The organism is Laspinema olomoucense D3b, assembly GCF_025370785.1.
Lineage (GTDB): Bacteria > Cyanobacteriota > Cyanobacteriia > Cyanobacteriales > Laspinemataceae > Laspinema > Laspinema olomoucense.
This window is the reverse complement of record NZ_JAMXFA010000010.1, coordinates 1-21418: the sequence shown is the minus strand read 5'-3', so window position 1 is coordinate 21418 and position 21418 is coordinate 1. Positions and strand designations below refer to the sequence as shown.

Genomic DNA, 21418 nt, shown 5'->3' with positions numbered 1-21418 from the left:
CCCCCACAATTCCAAAGGGGTTTTTACCCTGTATAATCCTGAGCATCCATAAAAAAAGAAGCGATCGCTGCTTCCCTAAGAGGCTTTAGACCTCATTAAATCCCATCGCTCAAATTGCTGTTGCTGGAGTTGCGCCTCCGGACGAGCTAAACCAAATCCCTGTCCAAAATCTATCCCCAACTCCTGACAAAATTGGATATCCTGAATGGTTTCTAAGCCTTCAGCTAAAACCAGAATTCCCTCAGAGTGAGCCGACTCTAGCACACTTTTGATTAAAGTTTGTTTGAGGGTAAACTGGCTACAACCGTGAATCAAACGTCGGTCTAATTTCACGATATCAGGTCGGAGTTCCATTGCATAGTGGTCCACTGAGACACAGCCACACAGATCATCAACAGCAATTCCAAATCCCCAGGCACGCATTCGTTCGATAAGCTGCGGGAGTTTTTCGCTTTGTGCCAAAACTTCCACTTCAGTTAATTCAAAAACGATTTGTTCCGGGCGTAATCCTAAATCCAGAACTTGTTGTAAATTCTGTTCCATTGAGTCCGGATTTTGAATGAGGGCATTAGGTAAAAGGTTAACAAAAAACTGGCGATCGCTCTTAAACTCCCCAATGGATTCGATACAAGTAGTCCGCGCCAGTTCATCAAATTCCTTGGATAAATCCGTGGCGATCGCCGCCTCAATTAACATTCCGCCACTGTAGCACTGTCCGCGATCGCCCAGGGCGCGAGCAAGACATTCATAAGCGGTAATCTGACCCGATTTTAGGCAAAAAATGGGTTGATATTTAAAAAATATCCCTTGTTGGAGCAGCAGTCGCAAAAACCACGCATATTTGATGGAATTGGTTACTGAAATCAGCGGCTGTGCTTTCAGAAATTCCAACAGTAGATGGGTTGAGTCTAAGGATATTTGGGTGACACAGAACCGCGAGGCGCTTTGCGCCATCTCTCCAAGCTGATTGCTCAATTGCCAGAATATCTCCTTGAGTTGGCTCTTGGTCACGATGCGATAAAACAGGAGGGGCACTGCGGGAACGGGCTGAAATCCCAGGTTCGCCAGACAGGTTCCCGTAGCCGCGTCATTGGGCTGAATCAGCAGTTTGGGCAGATCGCTTAAGAGAGTCATAGAGCACATAGTTTTTAAATCTTTAATATTTGTTAAGAAATAGAAATTTCTTGTAATCTATGATAAAGCCTATCCGCTGGAAAAGCTTGTAATTTCAATCTGGGTCGGACTGTAGGCTAATCCCTAAAACATCGGCTCAGGCGGGGGAAAACAAGCGATCGCGCCGAAAGAACCACAGAGAATTGAGTGCAAATAGCAGAAAAAATCTTTAGTCACGGTTTTCTTGATAAGACCGGATTTCCTGGCTTTTGTCATCTTCCTCAAGAGGTAAATGAACACCCACTCAGCTATGCCTCGTTCGTTACCACAATCGAGGCAGTTCCGAAAGCACAGTCAATTTTTCTTGGCAAAATGTAGCCATAAAAAATGGAAGTTTGGCTTGCTTAGGCCAAACTTCCATTTTTGCGCTCAATTGATGGCGGGGTTGCGATCTCCTCTGGATGCGATCGCCGAAAATCTCTATCTAAACCAGGTTTCCTTACAGAACTTGCGCCCTCAGCCATGCTAAAGGCAAAGAGATCATCTTGCGATAACGGGGGACGACCGCGCGCTGACGAAATACATCGTATTCGTTGCGCTCGATCGCATCGAGAATTTGGCTGTAAAGCATCGTCGCGGACCAGACGGGCCACCGCGCATCGGGATTCAGGGCTAAAATGCCCTTTTCTGCCTTGACATAGAACTTGCGGGCGCGTTGAATTTGAAAGCGCATCAGTTGCTGCCATCGCTCATCGACGACCCCATTTAAGAGGTCCTCTTCCGTGTAGTCAAACAAAGCCAGTTCATCCAGAGGCAGATAAATCCGACCTCGACGCGCATCTTCCCCCACATCCCGCAGGATATTGGTGAGTTGATTGGCAATGCCGAGGGCGACTGCCTCCTGTGATGGGTCCGAAGGTTCCTCAGTCTCCCAAGGAGAAGACCGGACCACGGGCGCAATTCCCATCACCGGCAAGGACATCAAGCCCACGGTACCGGCTACGCGGTAGCAGTACAGCTCCAGGTCCTCAAAGGTTTGATAGCGACTGCGGTACAGATCCATGCGCTGGCCGGAAATCATATCCCGAAAGGGCTGAATATCCAGGGAAAAGCGTTCCACGGTATCGACCATCGCCACATCAGTATCTTCGATCGCCTCTCCAGCAAAGATCGATTCGAGGTAACCCTCCCACAGATCTAAGGTTTCTGGGGTGGTAAACCTTGCTCCAGGTCCGTCCACCAATTCATCTGTGCGACGGCACCAAGCGTATATCGCCCAAATAGCCCGCCGTTTCGCTTCTGGCATCAGCAGCGTACCCAGGTAAAAGGTGCGGGCATATTTCGCTGTGATTTGGCGACAGAGCTCATAAGCGTCGTCTAAGGAAGCCAGCGTTTTCATGCGTGGTTGTTCGGACAGTTGCAGCATTGGTTGCAAGCAAGGAGCGTCTTTAGATGCCAGAATTCTGGGTTGGGAATTCAGGGATTTTGAGTTGTAGGCCACTACTAATATCTAAATTCTAAAATTATTAATTCTGGGACTGACGGCTCGCAATGGCCTGCGCTGTCAGCTTACCAGAAAGTACGGCTCCTTCCATACTGGCAAGATAACGTTGCATGGTGTAATCGCCCGTCAGATAGAAATTGGGGATCGGTGTGATTTGGGAGGGACGGTAATTTTGGCGTCCGGGAGTTGCTTTGTACACCGACCTCGGCGTCTTGACGACGTGATATTTTATTAATTTAGCCGGTTTGTTACCACAAAAGCGATCGGGAAAGAGATTTTCCAGTTCTTTCAGGGTGGCGGTGACAATTTCGTCATCAGATTTGGAAATCCAGTCCTTCGCCGGTGCGAGGACTAATTCCAGCATGGAGCGATCGGGATTGGCATATTCCCGACAGGTGTTGCTCATGTCCGCATAGACGCTCAGTAAGGGCGATCGCGAAAACAGCAAGTGATCGATATCCGTGAGTTTACAGTCAAACCACAGATGCACGTTAATCACCGGCACCCCTTCTAACTCCTTGAGTTGCTGGAAATATTCCAACTCCCACCAAGATTTGGGTAACATCACTTTTAGAGGGTCCACGGGCATTGCCGAGACGTAAATATCTGCGGTCAAGATTTCATCAGGTTTTCCCTCGATGCCTCGGACCTCAAATCCCCGGACTGCACCTTGTTCGTCGAGCAAAAACTCTTTAATTGGTGCGTTTAACCGGACCTCACCCCCGCGATCGGTAATGTGGTCCACAATGGGTTGACAGAGCCGTTCTGTCGGGGATCCATCTAAAAACGCCATTTTTGAGCCGTTTTTCTCTTGCAAAAACCGATTCAGTGCTGTCAGCAGGATGGTTGCGGAAATTTCCTCGGGGTTGATGAAGTTGAGCGCCTTGGACATGGCGATGAAGACTTCTTTTTCGACCCTATGTGGAATCTTTTTCAGTTTCAGCCATTCAGAGAAAGAATATTTATCCATCTCTTCGACATATTTCTGCCCTTGCACCATTGCTGGGATCAGGCCGATGCCAAACTGAATTTTCTCCGGCCAGGTTAGCATATCGTTATTTCCCAAGATTGCCATCACCCCATTGAGAGGGGCGGGCAGGTCCGGGAAATCAAACCGGGAGTAGGTTCCTGGGGCCTCCGGCTGGTTAAAGATCATGGTATGTTCTTTCCACTGCAGCCGGTCTTCGATGCCTAATTCTCCAAACAGTTGCAACATATTGGGATAGGCACCAAAAAAAATGTGCAGCCCAGTTTCGTACCAGTCCCCGTCTGCATCTTTCCATGCTGCTACTTTCCCCCCAAGGACGTCCCGGCGTTCCAGGACTATGGGGGTATGACCCATGTCAGTCAGATATTTCGCGCAGGAAAGTCCTGCTAAACCCGCTCCTGCGATCGCCACGCGCATTGGTTAATAATCCCCTCGTTGAGATTCTTTAAGATAGTGTTAAGTTTTTTGAGTTGCCTCTCATTATACCTTTGCAAACTGTTACATTTTCTTTTTTCACGGCCTTTTTGCAAAATAAAGTTGGGCCATCCCCTAGGCGATCGCCCATCGCACCCTCTAATCCCCTCGGACAACGGGGATAACTTCTTGTTAATTGAGTATCAACACTCGTTTTCCCAGAGAGCAACCCCGGTTTTTATCCATTAAAATTACAGCTTGACAATTCTACTTTGTTAAAATGTTATTTAATATGGCCTCGGGAGCTCCTCCTTGCCGAGTAAGAGCTCGACAGCTAAGGCTACACCTAAATCTCGCGCTACATCCGCACTGTTGCCGAATTTTTGCCTGGGGAACCGCTGAAATCCTGAGTGAGCTCTCGTTGACGGCCCTACAATCAATGATATAATCGGCGATTGATTCTGTTTACTGGTGTCATGAGCCGGAAATGTGACCCCATAAAGGCGAAGGGGTCCAGACAACTCGGGTTTAAGGAGTCTAGGCATTTTCCACGCCCGATTCTATAAACCCCTTAGAACAGTAGTCTTGACTCAGTGTTCAACAGAATTTGGCGATCGCACTGAGCTTGGCCCGTGCGATGATAGAGATCCTTTGGGTTTTGACAAACCATAATGTAGGGAAGCGATCGCAAATGGACACAGAGTTGCTCATGCCAGTTCTAACCGCTCGATTCCCACCCCAACGGTCTAGTCACCCTCTAGTCCTGTTGTCAAACGGAATCCTATCAGAACCAAGGCTGAGCCAGTACCTGCAGCCTCCCAAATAGGGATGCTCTTCCTAGAGCAAATTCCATCGGAGATCACAAGTTCACGAAGTGGTGCATCCTCTCAATAGACCCGTCAGGTTTGGATAGATCAGAGCAATAGAAAGGAGTAGCGATCGGGACAATCTCATGACAGACCATTTATGACCCTAGAGAATAACCATTATTATCAATTTGTTAAGTTTTATGGGTTTACTCTTAATAATTCACTCACCTTGCCAACAGAATCTTGGCATTAAAAGAACGATGAATTATACGCCAAACCTTTAGAACCAGAAATTACGGAGGGAGCGATGAGTATAATTCTAATTGTGGATGATAGCGGTACGGTACGCGAAATGGTATCGGACATTCTGAAAAAAAGCGGCTTGGAAGTGATTGAAGCATCCGACGGATTAGAAGCCAAAGAACAAATTCAGGCTAAGCCTCCGGATTTAGTCGTCACCGATATTGTGATGCCTAAAATGAACGGTTATGAACTCTGTCGGTGGTTAAAAAACGACCCGAAAGCCCAGAATATTCCGGTTATCATGTGTACGAGCAAAAGTCAAGAGTTTGATCGATATTGGGGCATGAAACAAGGAGCGGATGCCTACATCACGAAACCATTTCGCCCCGCCGAACTGATTCAAACTATTAAACAACTTCTGCGCTGATCCGACCCTGGGGTGGCATCAGACTCGGGAGTAGCGGTTAACTCACCGATGCCCTCGCCTGTTCGAGGGCAGGTTCCTATTGTGGGCGCGGCTTCATACCCGGAAAGGGAGTGGGGCCTTAAACGAATAAACCAGCCTATGCGGGGGCGAGTATATATAAGATAGACTGGCATCGCGATCGCCCCTAGAGCTTTTGATAAATACAATGTAGCTACTGGTATAGATACCAGGGCCGAAGCACTGAACCCAGGGAGCCAGGAAACTGGGATGTGAGCAGGAAACGAGGGACCTATCTGTCAGCTAGGGCGTCGGTACAGGATTTAATAAGTGGGACCCGAAACTAGATTTCACGGCCCGGATTTATGACTCTCCTTGCAGCAATTGTGTCAAAACATCGGGTTTCTAACCTTTAGGGTACTGATGCTTTAGGGTTTAAGGGGCGGCGCGATCGCGGTTCGATGGTGTGCGGATCAACTTGATACTGTGCTGCTGCGGCAGACATCGGCAGTTCCAACAATTCTGGATTTCCCAGTAGTCTCGGGACCGAAGGAGAAATCGGTGCTATCCCTAACACCCGGATAATCTCTGTAGCAACCGCTTCAGCTAACAGGGGGGGAACAGAATTCCCGATTTGGCGGAATCCGTGCCATTTGGTGACATGGAAGCGAAACCAATCGGGGTAAGAATGCAGACGCGCCGCCTCCCGAACGGTAATACAACGGGGTTCAAAGGGATGAATGGGACGAGGGGAAGTATAAGCACCGCGATTACTGGGGGTTCCTGCTCTTAATGTATTACATAATCCCTGGGGATTTAGCTTGTGGAAGCGGCTGATGGGTTCGGATTTGCCCGGAGGGGTGGCTTTGAAGCGGTCGATCGCGCGTTGGGTGTGCTGGGTGCGATGGTTTCCGGTGAGAATGCTGCGATCGCCCTCCCGGGGATAGGCGTAATTGTGAGAAGGTGCAGAGAGTGCCTGCATCTGAATTCCATAAGCACTTGCGGGTGGGTATTTGTAGGAAATCCAATCGCGATCGAGCAATTCCGCATACTGTTCTACCCTTGGCAAATCTCGAATCGCCTCCAAAACCGTTGGCGTTGCAGGCAGATCCGATAAATTGCGTAACTTTTTGCATCCCGGAGGATTGGTAATGGGGGTGGGATAGTTCGGTAAAGACAATCCCTCGCGACATCCGATTAAAAAGAGCCGTTCGCGATTTTGGGGAACACCATAATAAGCCGAGTTAAGCACTTGATAGGGAGTCAGAACCTGATAACCGCAGTGGTGAAATTTATCGATAATTTCTTCTAAAAGCTGCTTATGGGGACCGATGGTTAATCCCCGAACATTTTCCATTACAAAATACTTCGGTTGGAGTTCAGTCACGATGCGGATGAAGTGAAACACCAGGGAATTGCGCGGGTCATCTAAAGCGCGTTTACCCATCAGGGAAAAGCCTTGACAGGGGGGACCTCCAAAAAGCACATCAATCTCGCGGCTGCCGATTTCCGACTGGGTTCTAATCTCTTTCCCAGTTACCTCTACCACACTTCTGCACAAGACTTTCCATTTTGGAAAATTATATTCATGGGTGGCACAATGGATCGGGTCGATTTCTACTGCTGCAAGCACGTCAAAACCCGCCTGTTCAAAACCCAGGGTCATCCCGCCTGCACCGGCAAATAAATCTACAGCGATCGGTCTAATTTGGGGATTCATAAATGCGACGGGTCCTGCATAAGTATGGGGAAATGAGGTCCTATTCTACCATGATTTTGAGCTAATTTTATGCGGCTTGTAAACCTAAAATAGACTCGCCTCGCGCTTCTTTGTCCGGGAGTTCTCCGTTCAATTGCCACAAGTTTTCTAAAATATCATCGGTAGGTTGAAAGTCATAGTTTTGCATCACACATTTATTTATTTTGGCATGGAGTTTAGATAATTTGCTGGTGGGTTCAGCAAAAAATTCTTATCCAGTTGAATGATTTTTAAAAGCATTTACCCGCTTTAGGTGATAACGGTATGAAGTTTGCAGACAGAAGTTGATATCGTTTAAACCCGGGGGTTTCTGGCTTTTTCGAGCAAAATACCCGGTGCAGGAGTGCGATCGCCCTCAGATTTGATACCATAAACTTACAACAAAGCAGCATCAGGGTCCAAGGTGGGATAAATCGTTGTCGTGATTTTTTCCCGGGAGTCGGTGAGTTGGGAATAGCGGAGGGTTTCCACTTGCTTAATTCCCCCCGGTAATTGTTCTACTTTAAAGTCTACGCTGAATTCTTCCAAGGGTTGAGTGGAACAGAGTTCTGCAATAATTGCTTCATGCAGCAGGGTGAAGCGGAAACAGAGGGGAACGGATAAGGTATTTTGAAATCGAAAGTCTTTGTATCCATAAACTACTGTAGCATCGGAACCCAATGGGGCGAAACGGGTTTCTTCGGTGTAGATATCTTGGGAATGGGGATGGCGTTCTAGGGCATTTAAACCGGCTTTGAGGATTAAAACATACAGGAGTCCGGGGAGTTGACATAAACCGCCACCAAACTCGTATTTTAGTTGATTGTTGACGATCGCCCGACTTTCTAGGTATCCCTTTTGTTGGCTGGGTTCTCCGACTAAATGCCAAAATGAAAAGATTTGACCCGGGTGGATGGGGACATTTTCAATGCAGGCGATCGCTGTGGCTAAATTATGCTTTTTATTTTCTAAATAACTGTTATTAGGGATAATTTGTTTAACAATTATTTGACATTCAAATAATTCTAGCATCCCGGGTGAGAGTCGGGGGTTTTTTACAAACTTTCCCAGGTTACCAGTGATTAAATCAACTATGTATCGTTGAGTAAGTTTTCCCTTTCGCTTGGAAGAAGGCGGAATAACTTGTTTGACTCTGGTGAGAAGATGCGCCCGGTTAAATTTGGAAAGTGGTTTGAATAAATTGGCCTTCATTGTTTTACCGTATAGTAAAGAATGCGGGAACAGATTGTCTTAAAATTATCTTTGTTGGGAAAAATAGACTCCCTTTCGAGAAGGGTGAAAGTTCCCCCTAAGACACCGTTACCGTAAGGGCTAAAAACCGGGTTTTTCACCTAACCTCTGCAATTTAATCCCAAATCTGGGCCAAAAACCCAATTTTTTGTCCCTATCGGTCTCTCATCCTGCCTATATCCCTGCTTGAAAAAATAGGACCCTGAAAAAATGCTGGAAATATAGCTAACCGAGGCATGGAAAAATTCCCCTAAAAATGAGGGGGACTGGTTTGATGGACGGGAGTCAATTGGTTTTTTGGATTATAACTCAGGGTGAGGCGATCGCCTCTACTTATTGTGTTAATGAAGGGGCAGTTTTTATCTATAAAAAGGAAAATTGTTAGAGAGGGAGTCTTGTAGGAATTGCCTAATTCTACAAAGGAGTGGGAGCATCTTGCTCCCTACCGCTGCAAAAAAGCGATCGCCGCCTTTGAAAACTGGGACAAAAAAGAGGCGATGCCGAGATTAGGGAAATCGCGACGCCGCCGCATTTTCTGGGATATGCTACTAGATAGGTCTGGGTTCTAAACGCTTCAAAGCTTAATCAAGATTCCCACAATCGAGAAATAGACTAACAAGTTTTGAGGTCCGGACTGTTGCATTCCCATCGCTTCACCAAGGTAACGCGGACCCGGGGGGTAGAATCGCGACGGAGAATTTTGATTTTTGCCCTGAGTTCTAATTCACTCAGTACACATTTGACTTGAGTTAACGTCAATCCAGACAATTTAGCCAACTCTTGGGGGGCGATCGCATCTTGTTGCTTCAGGGCTTCAAGTACCGCCCGAATATGTTCGGGCCGGGGTTCTAGGCGAAAATATCCAAACGACGACATTTTCCAACTCCTGGGAATAATGCGTTAACGTCGATTCGTGGCTTACCTTCCTCCAGCTATCCGTCCTGAATGAACCCGAAACGGGTCATAAACCGTACCATTTGTACAGCAGCCAGGAAAAACACCGGGAAGCGGTAAGTCTCGCCCCTCACACCATCAATGCTTTTGCTTGCCAGCCAACCCCCTCCACCGAGGCGATCGGCAATACTCCTCAATCTCTAGTTTAGCCTCCGAAAACCCACTCAAGACCAAAAGTCAACTCCCACAAGCCAGAAAAAGCCGATATTCTGGGGAGTCATTACAGCATCAGCAGGACTTAGGCATTTTTGGAGGACCAACCCTAAATGTAGAGGCGATTCCCGAATCGCCTCTACATTTAGGGATTCTTGTTACAGATTGCGTAAGTCCTGATGGGGTTTTCCCAGCCACCCTGTAGGAGAGTTGCCCGGACTGAGGCTAAAACCCCTACAGTGCTGAGGCAAGATAGAATAAAGTCATAAAAGCAATATCCTGAGTATTGCAACTTAGGGTTAACTGTTATATCGCCACTATTCGTGGCGATCGCTTCTTGTAAAAAGTTCCAACTAGCCAACCAACCCAAAAACAGTTTAATTGTTAATCCAAGCAGTAAAACACGAGAGGTGGAGACAACAGCATGGGCAAAGTAGTCGGCATTGACCTGGGGACAACCAACTCAGTGGTCGCAGTAATGGAGGGAGGCAAGCCGGTGGTGATTGCCAATGCAGAAGGAACGCGGACAACTCCCTCCGTGGTCGGTTTTAGCAAAGAAGGGGAACTGCTAGTGGGGCAAATGGCCCGACGGCAAGCAGTGCTCAATCCCCAAAATACCTTTTATGCCATCAAGCGGTTTATGGGCCGTCGCTATGCGGAACTTTCCCAGGACTCCAAGCGAGTTCCCTACACGATCCGACGCGATGAAGAGGACAACATCAAAATCAAATGTCCTCGCCTCAAAAAAGACTTCTCCGCCGAAGAAGTCTCGGCGATGATTTTGCGGAAACTGGTGGATGAAGCCAGCCGCTATCTAGGAGAACCCGTAACCGGCGCAGTGATTACCGTTCCGGCTTATTTTAACGATGCCCAAAGACAAGCCACCCGCAATGCTGGACGGATTGCCGGGATAGACGTCAAGCGGATCATCAATGAACCGACAGCCGCCTCATTAGCCTATGGCTTTGATCAGCTAGATTATAAAACCATTCTCGTCTTTGACTTAGGGGGAGGAACCTTTGACGTTTCTATCCTAGAAGTGGGGGATGGAGTGTTTGAGGTGAAGTCTACCGCTGGGGATACGCAGCTTGGGGGCAATGATTTCGATAAGAAAATTGTAGACTGGCTGGCGGAGCAATTCCTAACGGCAGAAGATGTAGATTTGCGACGCGATCGCCAAAGTTTGCAGCGGTTGATTGAAGCAGCGGAAAAAGCCAAAATTGAACTCTCGGGCGTGCAAGTCACCGACGTCAACCTGCCCTTTATCACCGCCACAGCAGAAGGACCCAAACACCTCGAAACCAAACTCACGCGATCGCAATTTGAAGCCCTCTGCGGCGACCTCATTCGACGACTTCGCATTCCCCTCAAGCGGGCATTCACCGACGCAGGAATGACCCCCGCCCAAATCGATGAAGTTGTCCTAGTCGGCGGTTCCACCCGCATTCCCCTGGTCAAAGAACTGGTCCGCAGCTTAATCGATCGCGAACCCAATCAAAACGTCAACCCCGATGAAGTCGTCGCCGTAGGTGCCGCCATCCAAGCTGGAATTCTCGCCGGAGAAATCCGCGACGTCCTGCTATTAGACGTTACTCCCCTTTCCGTGGGACTCGAAACCATCGGCGGAGTCATGAAAAAATTAATTCCCCGCAACACCACCATTCCCGTGCGGCGTTCTGATATCTTTTCTACATCGGAGAATAATCAAACCGTTGTAGAAATTCATATCGTCCAAGGGGAACGGGAAATGGTTGCCGATAATAAATCCCTAGGACGATTTAAATTGACCGGAATTCCTCCGGCACCTCGGGGAGTTCCCCAAATTCAAGTATCCTTTGATGTGGATGCCAATGGAATTTTGCAGGTGACTGCCTTAGACCGCATGACCGGGCGTGAGCAGAGTGTGGTGATTCAGGGGGCATCTACCCTCAGCGAATCGGAAGTGGTGCGGATGATTCAAGAGGCCGATGAATATGCCCAAGTCGATCGCGAACGCCGGGAACGAGTCGAAAAACGCAACCGAGTCGAAGCCTTAGCTTATCAAGCGGAACGTCAACTCAGAGAGGCGACTTTGGATTATGGAATCCAATTTGTGGCCCCCCATCGCGGACGGATTGAAACCGCCATCCGAGATCTGCGCCAGAGTTTAGAACGGGGAGACGAACGGGGAATTGACTTAGCCCAGTCTGACCTTCAAGATGCAGTCTATGAACTGAACCGGGAAATTTATCGGCGCACTCAAGAGACGGAAGAGGAAGAGAGTATTTTTGGCTCAATCCGCCGTGCTTTTACCGAAGATCGATCGGAACGAGACTCGGTGAAAGATGATTTCTTCGAGACTGCTTATCGGCAACCGCGAGAAATCTATCCCGGAGACAGTCGCGGACCCCAATCCCGTGACCTTTATTCCGGAGACAGTCGCGGACCCCAATCCCGAGAAATCTATCCCGCAGACAGTCGCGGACCCAAATCCCGAGAAATCTATCCCGCAGACAATCGCGGATCCCAACCGCGAGACTTTTATCCCGGGGACAGTCGCGGACCCCGACGCCGGGGACGGTCCTCGGTCTCCGGGACAAGTAGCCCAAACCGTTACAATAATCCCTACCAGGATGAAGATTGGGATGATGATGATGAAGAGTGGTTGTAAAATCAAGCGTGCGCGAACGATTTTGGATTGCGATCGCGCTTTGGTGAGGGTGAGGGCGGTTCGGTAGGGTCCCCTCGCGCCGTGGCAGCGGCAACCCAACCGCAGTCCCCCCCATAACTCCAAGGTCGTCCGTCCATCTAATTGATAACAATCCAAAATCTAACGTCTAAAATCGCGGATATGCAGAACTGGCGCAATTATTACGAAATTCTCGGCTTGACGAAAGAATCCTCTACGGAGTCGATTAAAAAAGCCTACCGGCGACTGGCAAGGCAGTATCACCCCGACCTGAATCCGGGCAATAAAGCCGCCGAGGAAAAATTTAAGGACCTCTCGGAAGCGTATGAGGTCCTCTCGGACCCGAACAAGCGGGCGCAATACGACGAATTTAGTCGGTTTTTGGGCAAGAAAGGATTTAAAGGGCGCACAGCGGTGCGGCCCCCAACCTGGAACAGTCGCAGCAATCCGTTTGCGGCAGGGTCGTCCCAGGAACCTCGCAGTTCGAGCAATTTCTCGGAATATGCCAATTTTGACAGCTTTGTCGATGAACTCCTGGGCCGTCGGGAAACCCGGACCGCTGGGGTGGGGGTAGGGACGACCACCACGGCCAGCGATCGCGATGCCTTTCAACCGCGCACGACCAAAACCGCCTACACTATTCCGGCCCGTCCTAACCCCCGGGATGTGGAAGCGCGTCTAACATTACCCCTGGAAAAAGCCTATACCGGGGGTCGGGAACGGATTCGCCTGGAAGATGGGCGATCGCTGGAAGTCACGATGCCCACGGGAATGGTCACGGGTCAGCGGATTCGCCTACGCGGTCAAGGCATGAATGGGGGGGATTTGTATTTAAAAATCACTGTTGCCCCCCACGGGTTTTTTAAGGTTGAAGGTGCAGATATCTACTGTGTTCTGCCCATTTCCCCCTGTGAGGCGGTCCTCGGTGGGGCAGTGGAAGTACCGACCTTGGATGGGTTGGTGAAAATGACTCTCCCCCCAGGAGTGGGACCGGGTAAACGGTTGCGCCTTGCTAATAAGGGCTATCCCACCGGCGATGGCAAGCGGGGTGACCAACTCGTAGAAATTGTCATTGCCGTACCCAAACAGGTGACGGACCAGGAACGAGAACTCTACGAAAAATTGCGTCAGATTGAAACGTTTAAGCCGCGTCAGGATTTGCTTCTCTAGGGATAAGACTGGGTGAGGGCGCAGGCATTTCCTTCAGTTGCCTCCGCCCAAAAGAGTAGCCTTAAATACAATATGAAACGGCCATAGTTTTTTATAGCATTGCCGTGAGATGATTTCCCTCCACTCTCTACAATCCGTTGGGGAAATAGGATAAGCTAATGGGAAGAAAATGTTCAAACCCCTAACTTTTGGGGTTTGAAAATTGCCAAAGTCTACAATCTCCCGATCTATAGGGGCTAAGAACAGGCAGAAGAGGCACATATCTGGCTCAGTTGTAAGGGCCAAAGGGCTATCAGCTCTTGCGTTCCTCAACTATCCATCGCTGACTTGGGACTATATTGAATAAACATGAGAGCGTGATGCGATCGCGATTGTCACCTTACATTGCTGCTGTCTGTTCGGCTGGCCTGGTTGTAGCCGGAGTTTGGGCCCTGGCTAAGTCGGAAATCGAACGCAACCGTCAGCAAAATCGCGCCGACGTCTTGCTTCAACTCAGTACGAAGCGAGCTAAACTCGAACGGGCCTTGAACTCCCGACTGTTTATTACTCGGGGTCTGGTTGCCTACGTTTCTAACCATCCGAACGTTACCCCTCAACAATTTCAGCGCCTTGCTGAAGTCATGGTCTCTGAGCAAACGGGGATTCTGAATATTCAGTTGGCTAAAGATAATATTATCAGTCATCTTTATCCGTTCGAGGGTCATGAACGCGCCCTGGGTCTCCATCTCCTGGAACATCCAGTCACTCAGAAAATTGTCCAGCACACTATCCAAAGTAAAACTACCGTCGTTGCCGGTCCGACGCCGTTAGTTCAGGGGGGTAAGGCATTCGTTAGTCGCACTCCCATTTTTCTATATTCCCCCGATAGTCCCGGTGAGGGTGCTTACTGGGGTCTGGTGGCGATCATCATTGACCCGGAGGTGATCTTCACCGATGCCAAACTCCTCCCAGTCAATAAGCCGATCGCCACTCCTACAGGACGCCAACCCGCCCGCGCTCCATCTGGCTTTAATACTCCCATTCCCGTGGAGTACGCCATTCGCGGACAAGATGGCTTAGGGTCCGAAGGGGCAGTATTTTTCGGGGATCCAGACCTGTTTAATCGTAACCCGATTCTCCTAGATGTTTCCTTACCTAGCGGGTCCTGGCAAATGGCCGCCGTTCCCTTGGGCGGATGGCCCGTAAGTAGACCCATTGGCTGGTTGTACTCTCTCGGCGGCTTTTTAGCCTTTTCCTGTGGATTATCGACCTTTATCTGGGTCAGAAAACCTTGGGAAATGCAGTTAGCAGTGGAACGGGCCACCTCGGCCCTCCAGAAGAGTCAGGAACGGTATGCGATCGCCGTTGCCGGGGCCAATGATGGCATCTGGGACTGGGATTTGAAGGCCCAAGAAATCTATTTTTCCCCCCGGTGGAAGTCGGCGATCGGTTGTCATCCCCACGAACTCGGGTCTAACCCCGATGAATGGTTCAGTCGCATTCACCCCGATGATTTGGAACGAGTCGAAGGCGATATCCACGCCCACTTAAAAGGACGTAGCCCTCACTTACAAACGGAATATCGCATCTTGCATAAAAATGGGTCTTACCTGTGGATGCTGGTTCGGGGGATGGCGGTTCGGGATGCTTCGGGCAATCCCTATCGGTTTGCCGGGTCTCAAACTGATATTACCGATCGCCGACGGGCGCAAGAAGCTTTGCGTGTCTCTCAGGAAAAGTTTTCCAAAGCCTTTCGCGCTTCTCCTGATGCGATCGCCATTACTACTCTGGCGGAAGGGCGTTATATTGAGGTCAATGATCGCTTTTTAGAAATGTCCGGCTTTGAGTGGGCTGAAGTCATCGGCAACAACTCGACTGAGCTGAATGTTTGGGTCTATGAAGCCGAAAAAAGCGCCTGTATTGACGAATTACAAACCTCGGGTCGAGTCAGCGATCGCGAAATCCACTTTAAAATGAAGTCCGGGGAAATCCGAGTCGGCTTATTCTGTGCCGAATCCATCGTCTTAGAGGGCGTTCCCTGTGTGGTCTCCATTACCCGAGATATCACCGAACGCAAACAGTATGAACAAAAATTATACCATACAACCTCGGAACTGCAAGCCATTTTTAAAGCCCTTCCGGATTTATACTTTAAACTAGATACCAATGCCACAATTTTAGATTATCAAGGTGGCAAAGTATCCGACCTTTACCGGCATCCGGAACAATTCCTAGGCTGTAAAATTCATGAAGTTCTCCCCTCCACTGTCAGTCAAACCTTTACACAAGCTCTGCAGGAAGTTAAAGAAAATCGCGATTTAGTTTATCGAGAATATGCTTTACGAATAAACGATCGCATCAAATACTTTGAAGCGCGACTTCTCCCTTTGCTGGAAAACCAAATTATCGTCATTATTCGAGACATTACCAGTCGCAAACAAGCAGAAATCATGCTCTACCAGGCCAAAGAAGCTGCCGAAGCTGCCAACCAAGCCAAAAGTATGTTTTTGGCGAACATGAGCCATGAACTGCGGACTCCTCTGAATGCGATCGTGGGCTATAGTGAAATTCTCGAAGAAGAAGCCGAAGACATTGGCGTCCCCGATTTTATTCCTGACCTGAAAAAGATTCAGTTTGCAGGAAAGCATCTCTTGAGCCTAATTAATGATATTCTTGACCTTTCCAAAATTGAAGCGGGTAAAATGGATATTTACCTCGAAACCTTCGAGGTTGCCCAAGTGATCGATGCCGCAGTGGTGACCATTCACCCCTTAGTTCAGAAAAACGGCAATCACCTCCAGGTTAATGCTCCCCCCCATCTGGGCCAAATGTATTCGGATGTAAATAAAGTTCAGCAAGTGCTGTTAAACTTATTAAGCAACGCCGCTAAATTTACGGAAAATGGGACAATTACCTTAGAAGTGAGACTGATTCCCGACCGGATATTTCCCCCCAATCCTCCCCCGGACTGGATTGAATTTCGGGTGAGTGATACCGGAATTGGTATGACACCGGACCAGATGGAGCAGATTTTTAATGCCTTTACTCAGGCTGACCCCAGTACCACCCGCAAGTATGGGGGAACTGGCTTGGGACTGGCGATCGGGCAGCGATTCTGTGAAATGATGGGAGGGGCGATCTCGGTTTCTAGCGAAATCGGGTCGGGCTCAACCTTTACAGTCCGTCTACCTTACCGCTTTCAGTTTCCCGCTAACCTAATGGAATAACACAACCACCCAAAACCGCTGACGAGTTCAGGCATTGTTGTGAAAAGTATCCAGTTGAAGGAGGGGAAGGATGATAGGGGTTAAAACCGAGCTCGGGTTAAGAAAAGAAAGTAGGCATATAGCACTTCCCCTTGCCACAACTGGCAAGGGACAGTCTCAAGTGACCCGACTCATCCTCCATCCGGTTGTCAAAGACCTCCTTTCCTCTTTAGCCCGTGCAGGCAGGCTTTTTTCCCATAGCCCCACCCGATCGGGTGCGGCTGTTTCTACTGTAAAACTCCTAGGTTGCAACCCGGTCCCCCTAGGGTTCCGATTCAGCCCAGTTGTTCCCGTGTCAGTATAGGGAGGACTGCGATCGTGCTTTATCCAGAACAAGACCAACTGACCCTGGATTCAACCTTAGCTGATTTACCTTCCCATGATTTTCAAGTCCCCGCCTCTACCCTGGGACAGGTTGTCAGCCATGCATTTCAAACTCACCCGGAGTTACCCGGGGTGATGATTATTTCCGATGAACAACCCCCAGGCATCATTTCCCGCCGGAAATTTTTTGAATGGCTTAGTCGTCCCTACGGATTAGAAATTTATCTCAAACGCCCCATGTCCGTCCTGTGGAACACGATCCAAACGGTGGAAATCAAATCGGGCATCTATTCCCCGCCCCTGCATCTCCCGGCATCCTGTAAAATCCACAAAGCGGTTGATATTGCCCTGGCCCGGGACCCCCACCAAGCTTATGAACCGATCGCCCTGGTCCTCCCCGATGGACAAGTGCGATTTTTAGACTTACATATCCTCTTAGTCGCTCACTCTCGGCTATTCCAACTGGCAAACCAAACGATAGAAGAGAAAAAAGATGCGGCGATCGCTGCCAACCGCGCTAAAAGTCAATTTTTAGCGAATATGAGTCATGAACTGCGGACCCCGCTCAATGCCATCCTCGGTTACAGTGAAATGTTACAAGAAGATGCCGAAGATATGGGCCAACAAGACTTGAGCTTGGATCTGCAAAAAATTCACGGTGCCGGAAAGCATTTACTCGGGATTATTAACGATATCCTCGACCTGTCTAAGATTGAAGCGGGTCGCATGGAACTGTACTTAGAACCCTTCGACATTGAACCTACCCTCCAAGAAGTGGTCAGCACCATTGAACCCCTAATCGAAAAAAATGGCAATGCGATCGCTGTTCGGTTTGCGCCGGAACTTGGCTCAATGTGGGCTGACTTAACCAAAGTTAGACAAAATTTATTTAACCTCCTCTCCAATGCCGCCAAATTTACAGAAAATGGCACTATTTCCCTGGAAGTCACCCGCATCCCCAACCCTCAACCCCAAGATTCTGCCGATGCGGTCCTCTGTGCAGTGCTCGCACAACCGACAGATACGGGCTATTTAACGCCAGGAGTTCCTCACTCTGAATCCGATTGGATTTGCTTTAAAATCAAGGATACAGGAATTGGGATGACACCGGAGCAAATCAATCGGTTATTTGAGGCATTTACTCAAGCGGATGCCTCCACTACCCGGAAGTATGGCGGGACGGGCCTGGGATTGGCGATCGCCAAGCGGTTTTGTGAGATGATGGGGGGTGATATTACGGTCACCAGTCGGGAGGGAGAAGGGTCTACTTTTACGATGCTCCTGCCCGCACAAGTTAAAACCCTCCCCAACCTAGAACAGGATTGCTCCTCCACGGCAGACTTAGATGCACTCCCAGAGACGGCAAAAATGGTTTTGGTGATTGATGATGACCCTACGGTTCATGAGCTGATGCAGCGGTTTTTGAGGAAAGAAGGCTGGGGGGTGGCAGTCGCCTCCACAGGCGATCGGGGATTAGAACTGGCGAAGGAACTGCACCCGGATGCCATTACCCTCGATGTGATGATGCCTCATCAAGATGGCTGGTCCGTTCTGTGCGCCCTGAAAGCTGACCCAGAACTTGCCGATATCCCTACCATTGTCCTGACGATGATGGATAATAAGCCGATGGGGATGGCTCTAGGTGCTTCAGATTACATGACTAAACCCATCGATCGCCATCGATTGATCGCACTTCTGCATAAATATCAGCAACGCCAAGAAGAATCCTCTCCAGAAACAGGTCCCGTGGAATCCATTCTGATTGTGGAAGATGATCCGGCGACTCGGGAACTCCTCAAGCGCGTCTTGGAGAACCACGGCTGGAAAACTCTTGTAGCAGAGAATGGTCGTCGAGGTTTAGAGGCGATCGCCGCTCATCCCCCGGATTTGATTTTACTGGATTTGATGATGCCAGAAATGGATGGATTTGAATTTTTAAATGCTTTAAAACAATATCCCCTGTGGCGATCGATTCCCGTCGTAGTCATGACGGCAAAAGATATTACTCCCCAAGAGTATTTGCAACTCAAAGGCTCAGTCCAAACCATTCTCCAAAAACAAGGGTTAAGTTTTGATCGTCTTTGCACCGAAATTCGCACCATGATCGCTGAAGCTTGTCAGCACCAAAAAGTTGGATGATACCTCTTTCCGTTACTCTAGGGGCAGGAAAATCAGACCTACACCTCAGCCGAGAAGAAAAAGAGCTAAACAAGCCCGATTTTTTGAAAAAATTTATCGCTCTAATTCCCAAATAACTGAACCCCAATCCAGTTGGAAAAATCGTTTTTATAGATGTCTGGATTAGGTGCAAAATTATGGCAAAAACCTTTTTTTTGGTTGCTGAATAGGGGTGGAATTAGTTCTCGTGGGCCAACTTAGAATAAACTCGGTTGAATAATAGTTTCATCGAGTCTTTTTTGCGCCATTTCCTGGTATTTTTTGACCAATTCACAACCGATAAATTTTCTTTCATGCTTGAGTGCTACCACGCCCGTTGTCCCGGACCCGGTAAATGGATCTAGTACAATATCGCCTTTTTGAGTGGAGGCCAATAGGCAAATTTCGACTAAGGGTTCTGGATAGACTGCAAAATGGGTATCTCTGAATTTCCCTAGGGGAATTTCCCAAACGGTTCTCTTGTTTCTGCCTTTCGGGTGAAACGCTTGATCCCATCGGCTATCATGGAGGTTCTGATTTCCTGAGTTTTTACCATTTTCTGGGGTGCTATTTCGTTTGCCAAAGTGATTCCTTCCACCTTTCATTTTTGAGTGTTCGGAAAAAGTAACATGAGGTTCCCGGATGGCATCAGCATCGTAATAGTAGTCACTGGTTTTAGAAAAGAGAAAGATGTATTCATGTTCGGTGGTCGGTCGATTTTTAACCGATGAAGGCATGGCATTGGGCTTTTTCCAAATGATATCGCTGCGGAGAATCCATCCGCTATCTTTTAATGCAAATGCGACCCGCCAAGGAACGCCTATGAGTTCTTTGTTTCTGTAGGTGTCGCCTAAGTTGACCCAGAGTAATCCATTCTCTTTCAATTTAGGCTTTAATCGGGTAAAGCAAGTGACTAGGTTTTCAATATAATCATCGAGGGTCTGTTCTCTGCCAATTTCATCGGGACAATCTTCTTCTCCCGTATAGTTTCTATGGCCGAAATAGGGAGGGCTAGTAATGATTACTTGAATGCAGTTCTCGGGAATGATTGGAGAGGCAGTGCGGACGTCTCCGTGAATGACTGTGTTGATTATGGAGGTAAGATTATCCATGATTTAAAATTTTTTGAATATATTTGTTGAACTCAATTTGAGTGCTATCATCAAAGCCTAGAAAATTGTTAGGATTCATATTAAAATGAAAAACTCTGTCAATCTGAGCATTAATATTGCCTAATTCAGAAACCGACCAATTCTGTGCTATAATGACCGCGATGATATGATAGCGGCTATCATCGGCTTTTAGCTTACTTACGGCAGCCATTATATCTCGGGTGAATAGATGTGCATGGCCGCCCCCTTCCGTTTCTCTCGTTTTAATGGGCAACAAGATTGTTTCTGTTGAGTTGCCCTCTAAAGGGGTCAGGACAGCAGAAACATCGACGGTATGGTTACCAATTTTAATCTGTTTATCTGCTATAGCAATTTGCTGGTACTTGCCATAGTTGCCATAGATTGCAAAATAGTTTTGGAAGGCTGTAATTAAGGCGGTTCTGACACTCGCCTCTAGGTGATGACCTTTGATGCTTCGCCGTGAACCTTCTAGGCGATCAATGACCACTTCTCGGACTGTCAGCCAATCAAAACTGCGGACGAATGATCTATATTCCAGTATTAATTCAACCAGTGTATCGGTTTCTGCACCTCTTTTATCCAGAATTTCTAGCTTTCTCATGCGAGCAATTAGAGGGGCTAGTCTTTGCTGAGGAGCATCTCTAATCATCCAGGCAAAAAAGTAGAAACAGGCTTTGGGGTGTGGGTAAACTCTTCCAATTCCATCAAAGAGCAAAGGGCGTTTTTCTTCAGATTCTAGATAGCAAGCATAAATAATAGATTCGATTTGCGCTCTATGGGCTGACATCAAAATTGCATTTAATTCTTGATGGGAGCTTGTTATTCTCTTGGCAGTCTTTTCGACCCAATCATAAAAGGGTTTAGCTTGATCAGCCAGTTTGGATAGTTCGATTAAGCGGTAGTGGGTAATATCTACTTGATGAACTATAATTTTATTCATACTAAGTTTTGCTGATTTTATTTGGCTGATTAGGCCATCATTATTACTAGAGTGGCATTAACCCATTAAAAATGGCGGGGTTTGCAAATTTCAGAGTTTTACAAGAACTATATTAGGGTTTGCTGAAAAAGTTATAAAAAGCAGGGGGGGTAAATGAACAAGAGGCCCCTATTCCTGCACCAATAAACAG

The 21418-nt window shown here is 48.2% G+C and carries 14 protein-coding genes; 6 read left to right on the top strand and 8 right to left on the bottom strand.

The annotated features are described in order from the left end of the window. Positions 1-75 precede the first annotated feature (75 nt). From NG792_RS09350 to pds, 3 genes are all read right to left on the bottom strand, one after another. Complete coding sequence (locus NG792_RS09350) at positions 76-1143, bottom strand: EAL domain-containing protein (RefSeq protein ID WP_261235281.1); 1068 nt, start codon at positions 1141-1143, stop codon at positions 76-78. 469 nt (positions 1144-1612) lie between these two features. Beyond that, on the bottom strand, positions 1613-2539 hold the full coding sequence (crtB, locus tag NG792_RS09345) for a 15-cis-phytoene synthase CrtB (RefSeq protein ID WP_261235280.1): 927 nt from the start codon (positions 2537-2539) through the stop codon (positions 1613-1615). 100 nt (positions 2540-2639) lie between these two features. Continuing rightward, positions 2640-4022 (bottom strand): 15-cis-phytoene desaturase, encoded by a 1383-nt coding sequence (gene pds, locus NG792_RS09340; RefSeq protein WP_261235279.1) that lies wholly within the window; start codon positions 4020-4022, stop codon positions 2640-2642. A 1113-nt stretch (positions 4023-5135) separates the two neighbouring features. On the opposite strand from pds, the gene NG792_RS09335 reads away from it, so the two are divergent. Next, positions 5136-5498 carry a response regulator transcription factor gene (locus tag NG792_RS09335; protein WP_261196754.1) on the top strand — a complete coding sequence of 121 codons (363 nt, stop codon included), beginning with the start codon at positions 5136-5138 and terminating at the stop codon, positions 5496-5498. A 409-nt stretch (positions 5499-5907) separates the two neighbouring features. On the opposite strand, the gene NG792_RS09330 is transcribed toward NG792_RS09335, so the two are convergent. Next, complete coding sequence (locus tag NG792_RS09330; RefSeq protein ID WP_261196753.1) at positions 5908-7215, bottom strand: DNA cytosine methyltransferase; 1308 nt, start codon at positions 7213-7215, stop codon at positions 5908-5910. A gap of 414 nt (positions 7216-7629) precedes the next feature. Further along, the gene (locus NG792_RS09325) at positions 7630-8265 is read right to left on the bottom strand and encodes a VanW family protein (protein ID WP_261235278.1); all 636 of its coding nucleotides are present in this window, start codon (positions 8263-8265) and stop codon (positions 7630-7632) included. A 623-nt stretch (positions 8266-8888) separates the two neighbouring features. Here NG792_RS09325 and NG792_RS09320 point away from each other — a divergent pair. Then, complete coding sequence (locus NG792_RS09320) at positions 8889-9053, top strand: hypothetical protein (RefSeq protein WP_261235277.1); 165 nt, start codon at positions 8889-8891, stop codon at positions 9051-9053. Between the two features lie 43 nt (positions 9054-9096). Here the strand turns inward: NG792_RS09320 and NG792_RS09315 are convergent, their stop codons facing one another. Further along, entirely contained in the window at positions 9097-9360 is a 264-nt protein-coding gene (locus NG792_RS09315; protein WP_261235276.1) for a hypothetical protein, read from the bottom strand. Positions 9361-10015: 655 nt separating this feature from the next. On the opposite strand from NG792_RS09315, the gene dnaK reads away from it, so the two are divergent. From dnaK to NG792_RS09295, 4 genes are all read left to right on the top strand, one after another. Beyond that, positions 10016-12241, top strand: coding sequence for a molecular chaperone DnaK (dnaK, locus tag NG792_RS09310; RefSeq protein WP_261235275.1), 2226 nt, complete (start codon positions 10016-10018; stop codon positions 12239-12241). Positions 12242-12421: 180 nt separating this feature from the next. Then, complete coding sequence (locus NG792_RS09305) at positions 12422-13429, top strand: J domain-containing protein (RefSeq protein WP_261196745.1); 1008 nt, start codon at positions 12422-12424, stop codon at positions 13427-13429. 338 nt (positions 13430-13767) lie between these two features. Next, the gene (locus tag NG792_RS09300; RefSeq protein ID WP_261235274.1) at positions 13768-16635 is read left to right on the top strand and encodes a sensor histidine kinase; all 2868 of its coding nucleotides are present in this window, start codon (positions 13768-13770) and stop codon (positions 16633-16635) included. 357 nt (positions 16636-16992) lie between these two features. Next, positions 16993-19137, top strand: a complete 2145-nt coding sequence (locus NG792_RS09295) for a response regulator (RefSeq protein WP_261235273.1) — start codon at positions 16993-16995, stop codon at positions 19135-19137. Between the two features lie 236 nt (positions 19138-19373). On the opposite strand, the gene NG792_RS09290 is transcribed toward NG792_RS09295, so the two are convergent. Together NG792_RS09290 and NG792_RS09285 are read right to left on the bottom strand one after the other, a co-directional pair. Then, the gene (locus tag NG792_RS09290) at positions 19374-20267 is read right to left on the bottom strand and encodes a DNA-methyltransferase (RefSeq protein WP_261235272.1); all 894 of its coding nucleotides are present in this window, start codon (positions 20265-20267) and stop codon (positions 19374-19376) included. Then, positions 20260-21228 (bottom strand): hypothetical protein, encoded by a 969-nt coding sequence (locus NG792_RS09285; protein ID WP_261235271.1) that lies wholly within the window; start codon positions 21226-21228, stop codon positions 20260-20262. Before NG792_RS09285 ends, NG792_RS09290 begins: the two co-directional genes overlap by 8 nt. Positions 21229-21418 lie beyond the last annotated feature (190 nt).

Excerpts from the sequence above, each read along its gene's own strand:
- dnaK (WP_261235275.1), top strand. The coding sequence starts at position 10,016 with ATGGGCAAAGTAGTCGGCATTGACCTGGGGACAACCAACTCAGTGGTC.
- NG792_RS09315 (WP_261235276.1), bottom strand. The coding sequence starts at position 9,360 with ATGTCGTCGTTTGGATATTTTCGCCTAGAACCCCGGCCCGAACATATT.
- NG792_RS09350 (WP_261235281.1), bottom strand. The coding sequence starts at position 1,143 with ATGTGCTCTATGACTCTCTTAAGCGATCTGCCCAAACTGCTGATTCAG.
- crtB (WP_261235280.1), bottom strand. The coding sequence starts at position 2,539 with ATGCTGCAACTGTCCGAACAACCACGCATGAAAACGCTGGCTTCCTTA.
- NG792_RS09290 (WP_261235272.1), bottom strand. The coding sequence starts at position 20,267 with ATGGATAATCTTACCTCCATAATCAACACAGTCATTCACGGAGACGTC.
- NG792_RS09335 (WP_261196754.1), top strand. The coding sequence starts at position 5,136 with ATGAGTATAATTCTAATTGTGGATGATAGCGGTACGGTACGCGAAATG.
- NG792_RS09325 (WP_261235278.1), bottom strand. The coding sequence starts at position 8,265 with ATGCTAGAATTATTTGAATGTCAAATAATTGTTAAACAAATTATCCCT.
- NG792_RS09285 (WP_261235271.1), bottom strand. The coding sequence starts at position 21,228 with ATGAATAAAATTATAGTTCATCAAGTAGATATTACCCACTACCGCTTA.
- NG792_RS09305 (WP_261196745.1), top strand. The coding sequence starts at position 12,422 with ATGCAGAACTGGCGCAATTATTACGAAATTCTCGGCTTGACGAAAGAA.
- pds (WP_261235279.1), bottom strand. The coding sequence starts at position 4,022 with ATGCGCGTGGCGATCGCAGGAGCGGGTTTAGCAGGACTTTCCTGCGCG.
- NG792_RS09330 (WP_261196753.1), bottom strand. The coding sequence starts at position 7,215 with ATGAATCCCCAAATTAGACCGATCGCTGTAGATTTATTTGCCGGTGCA.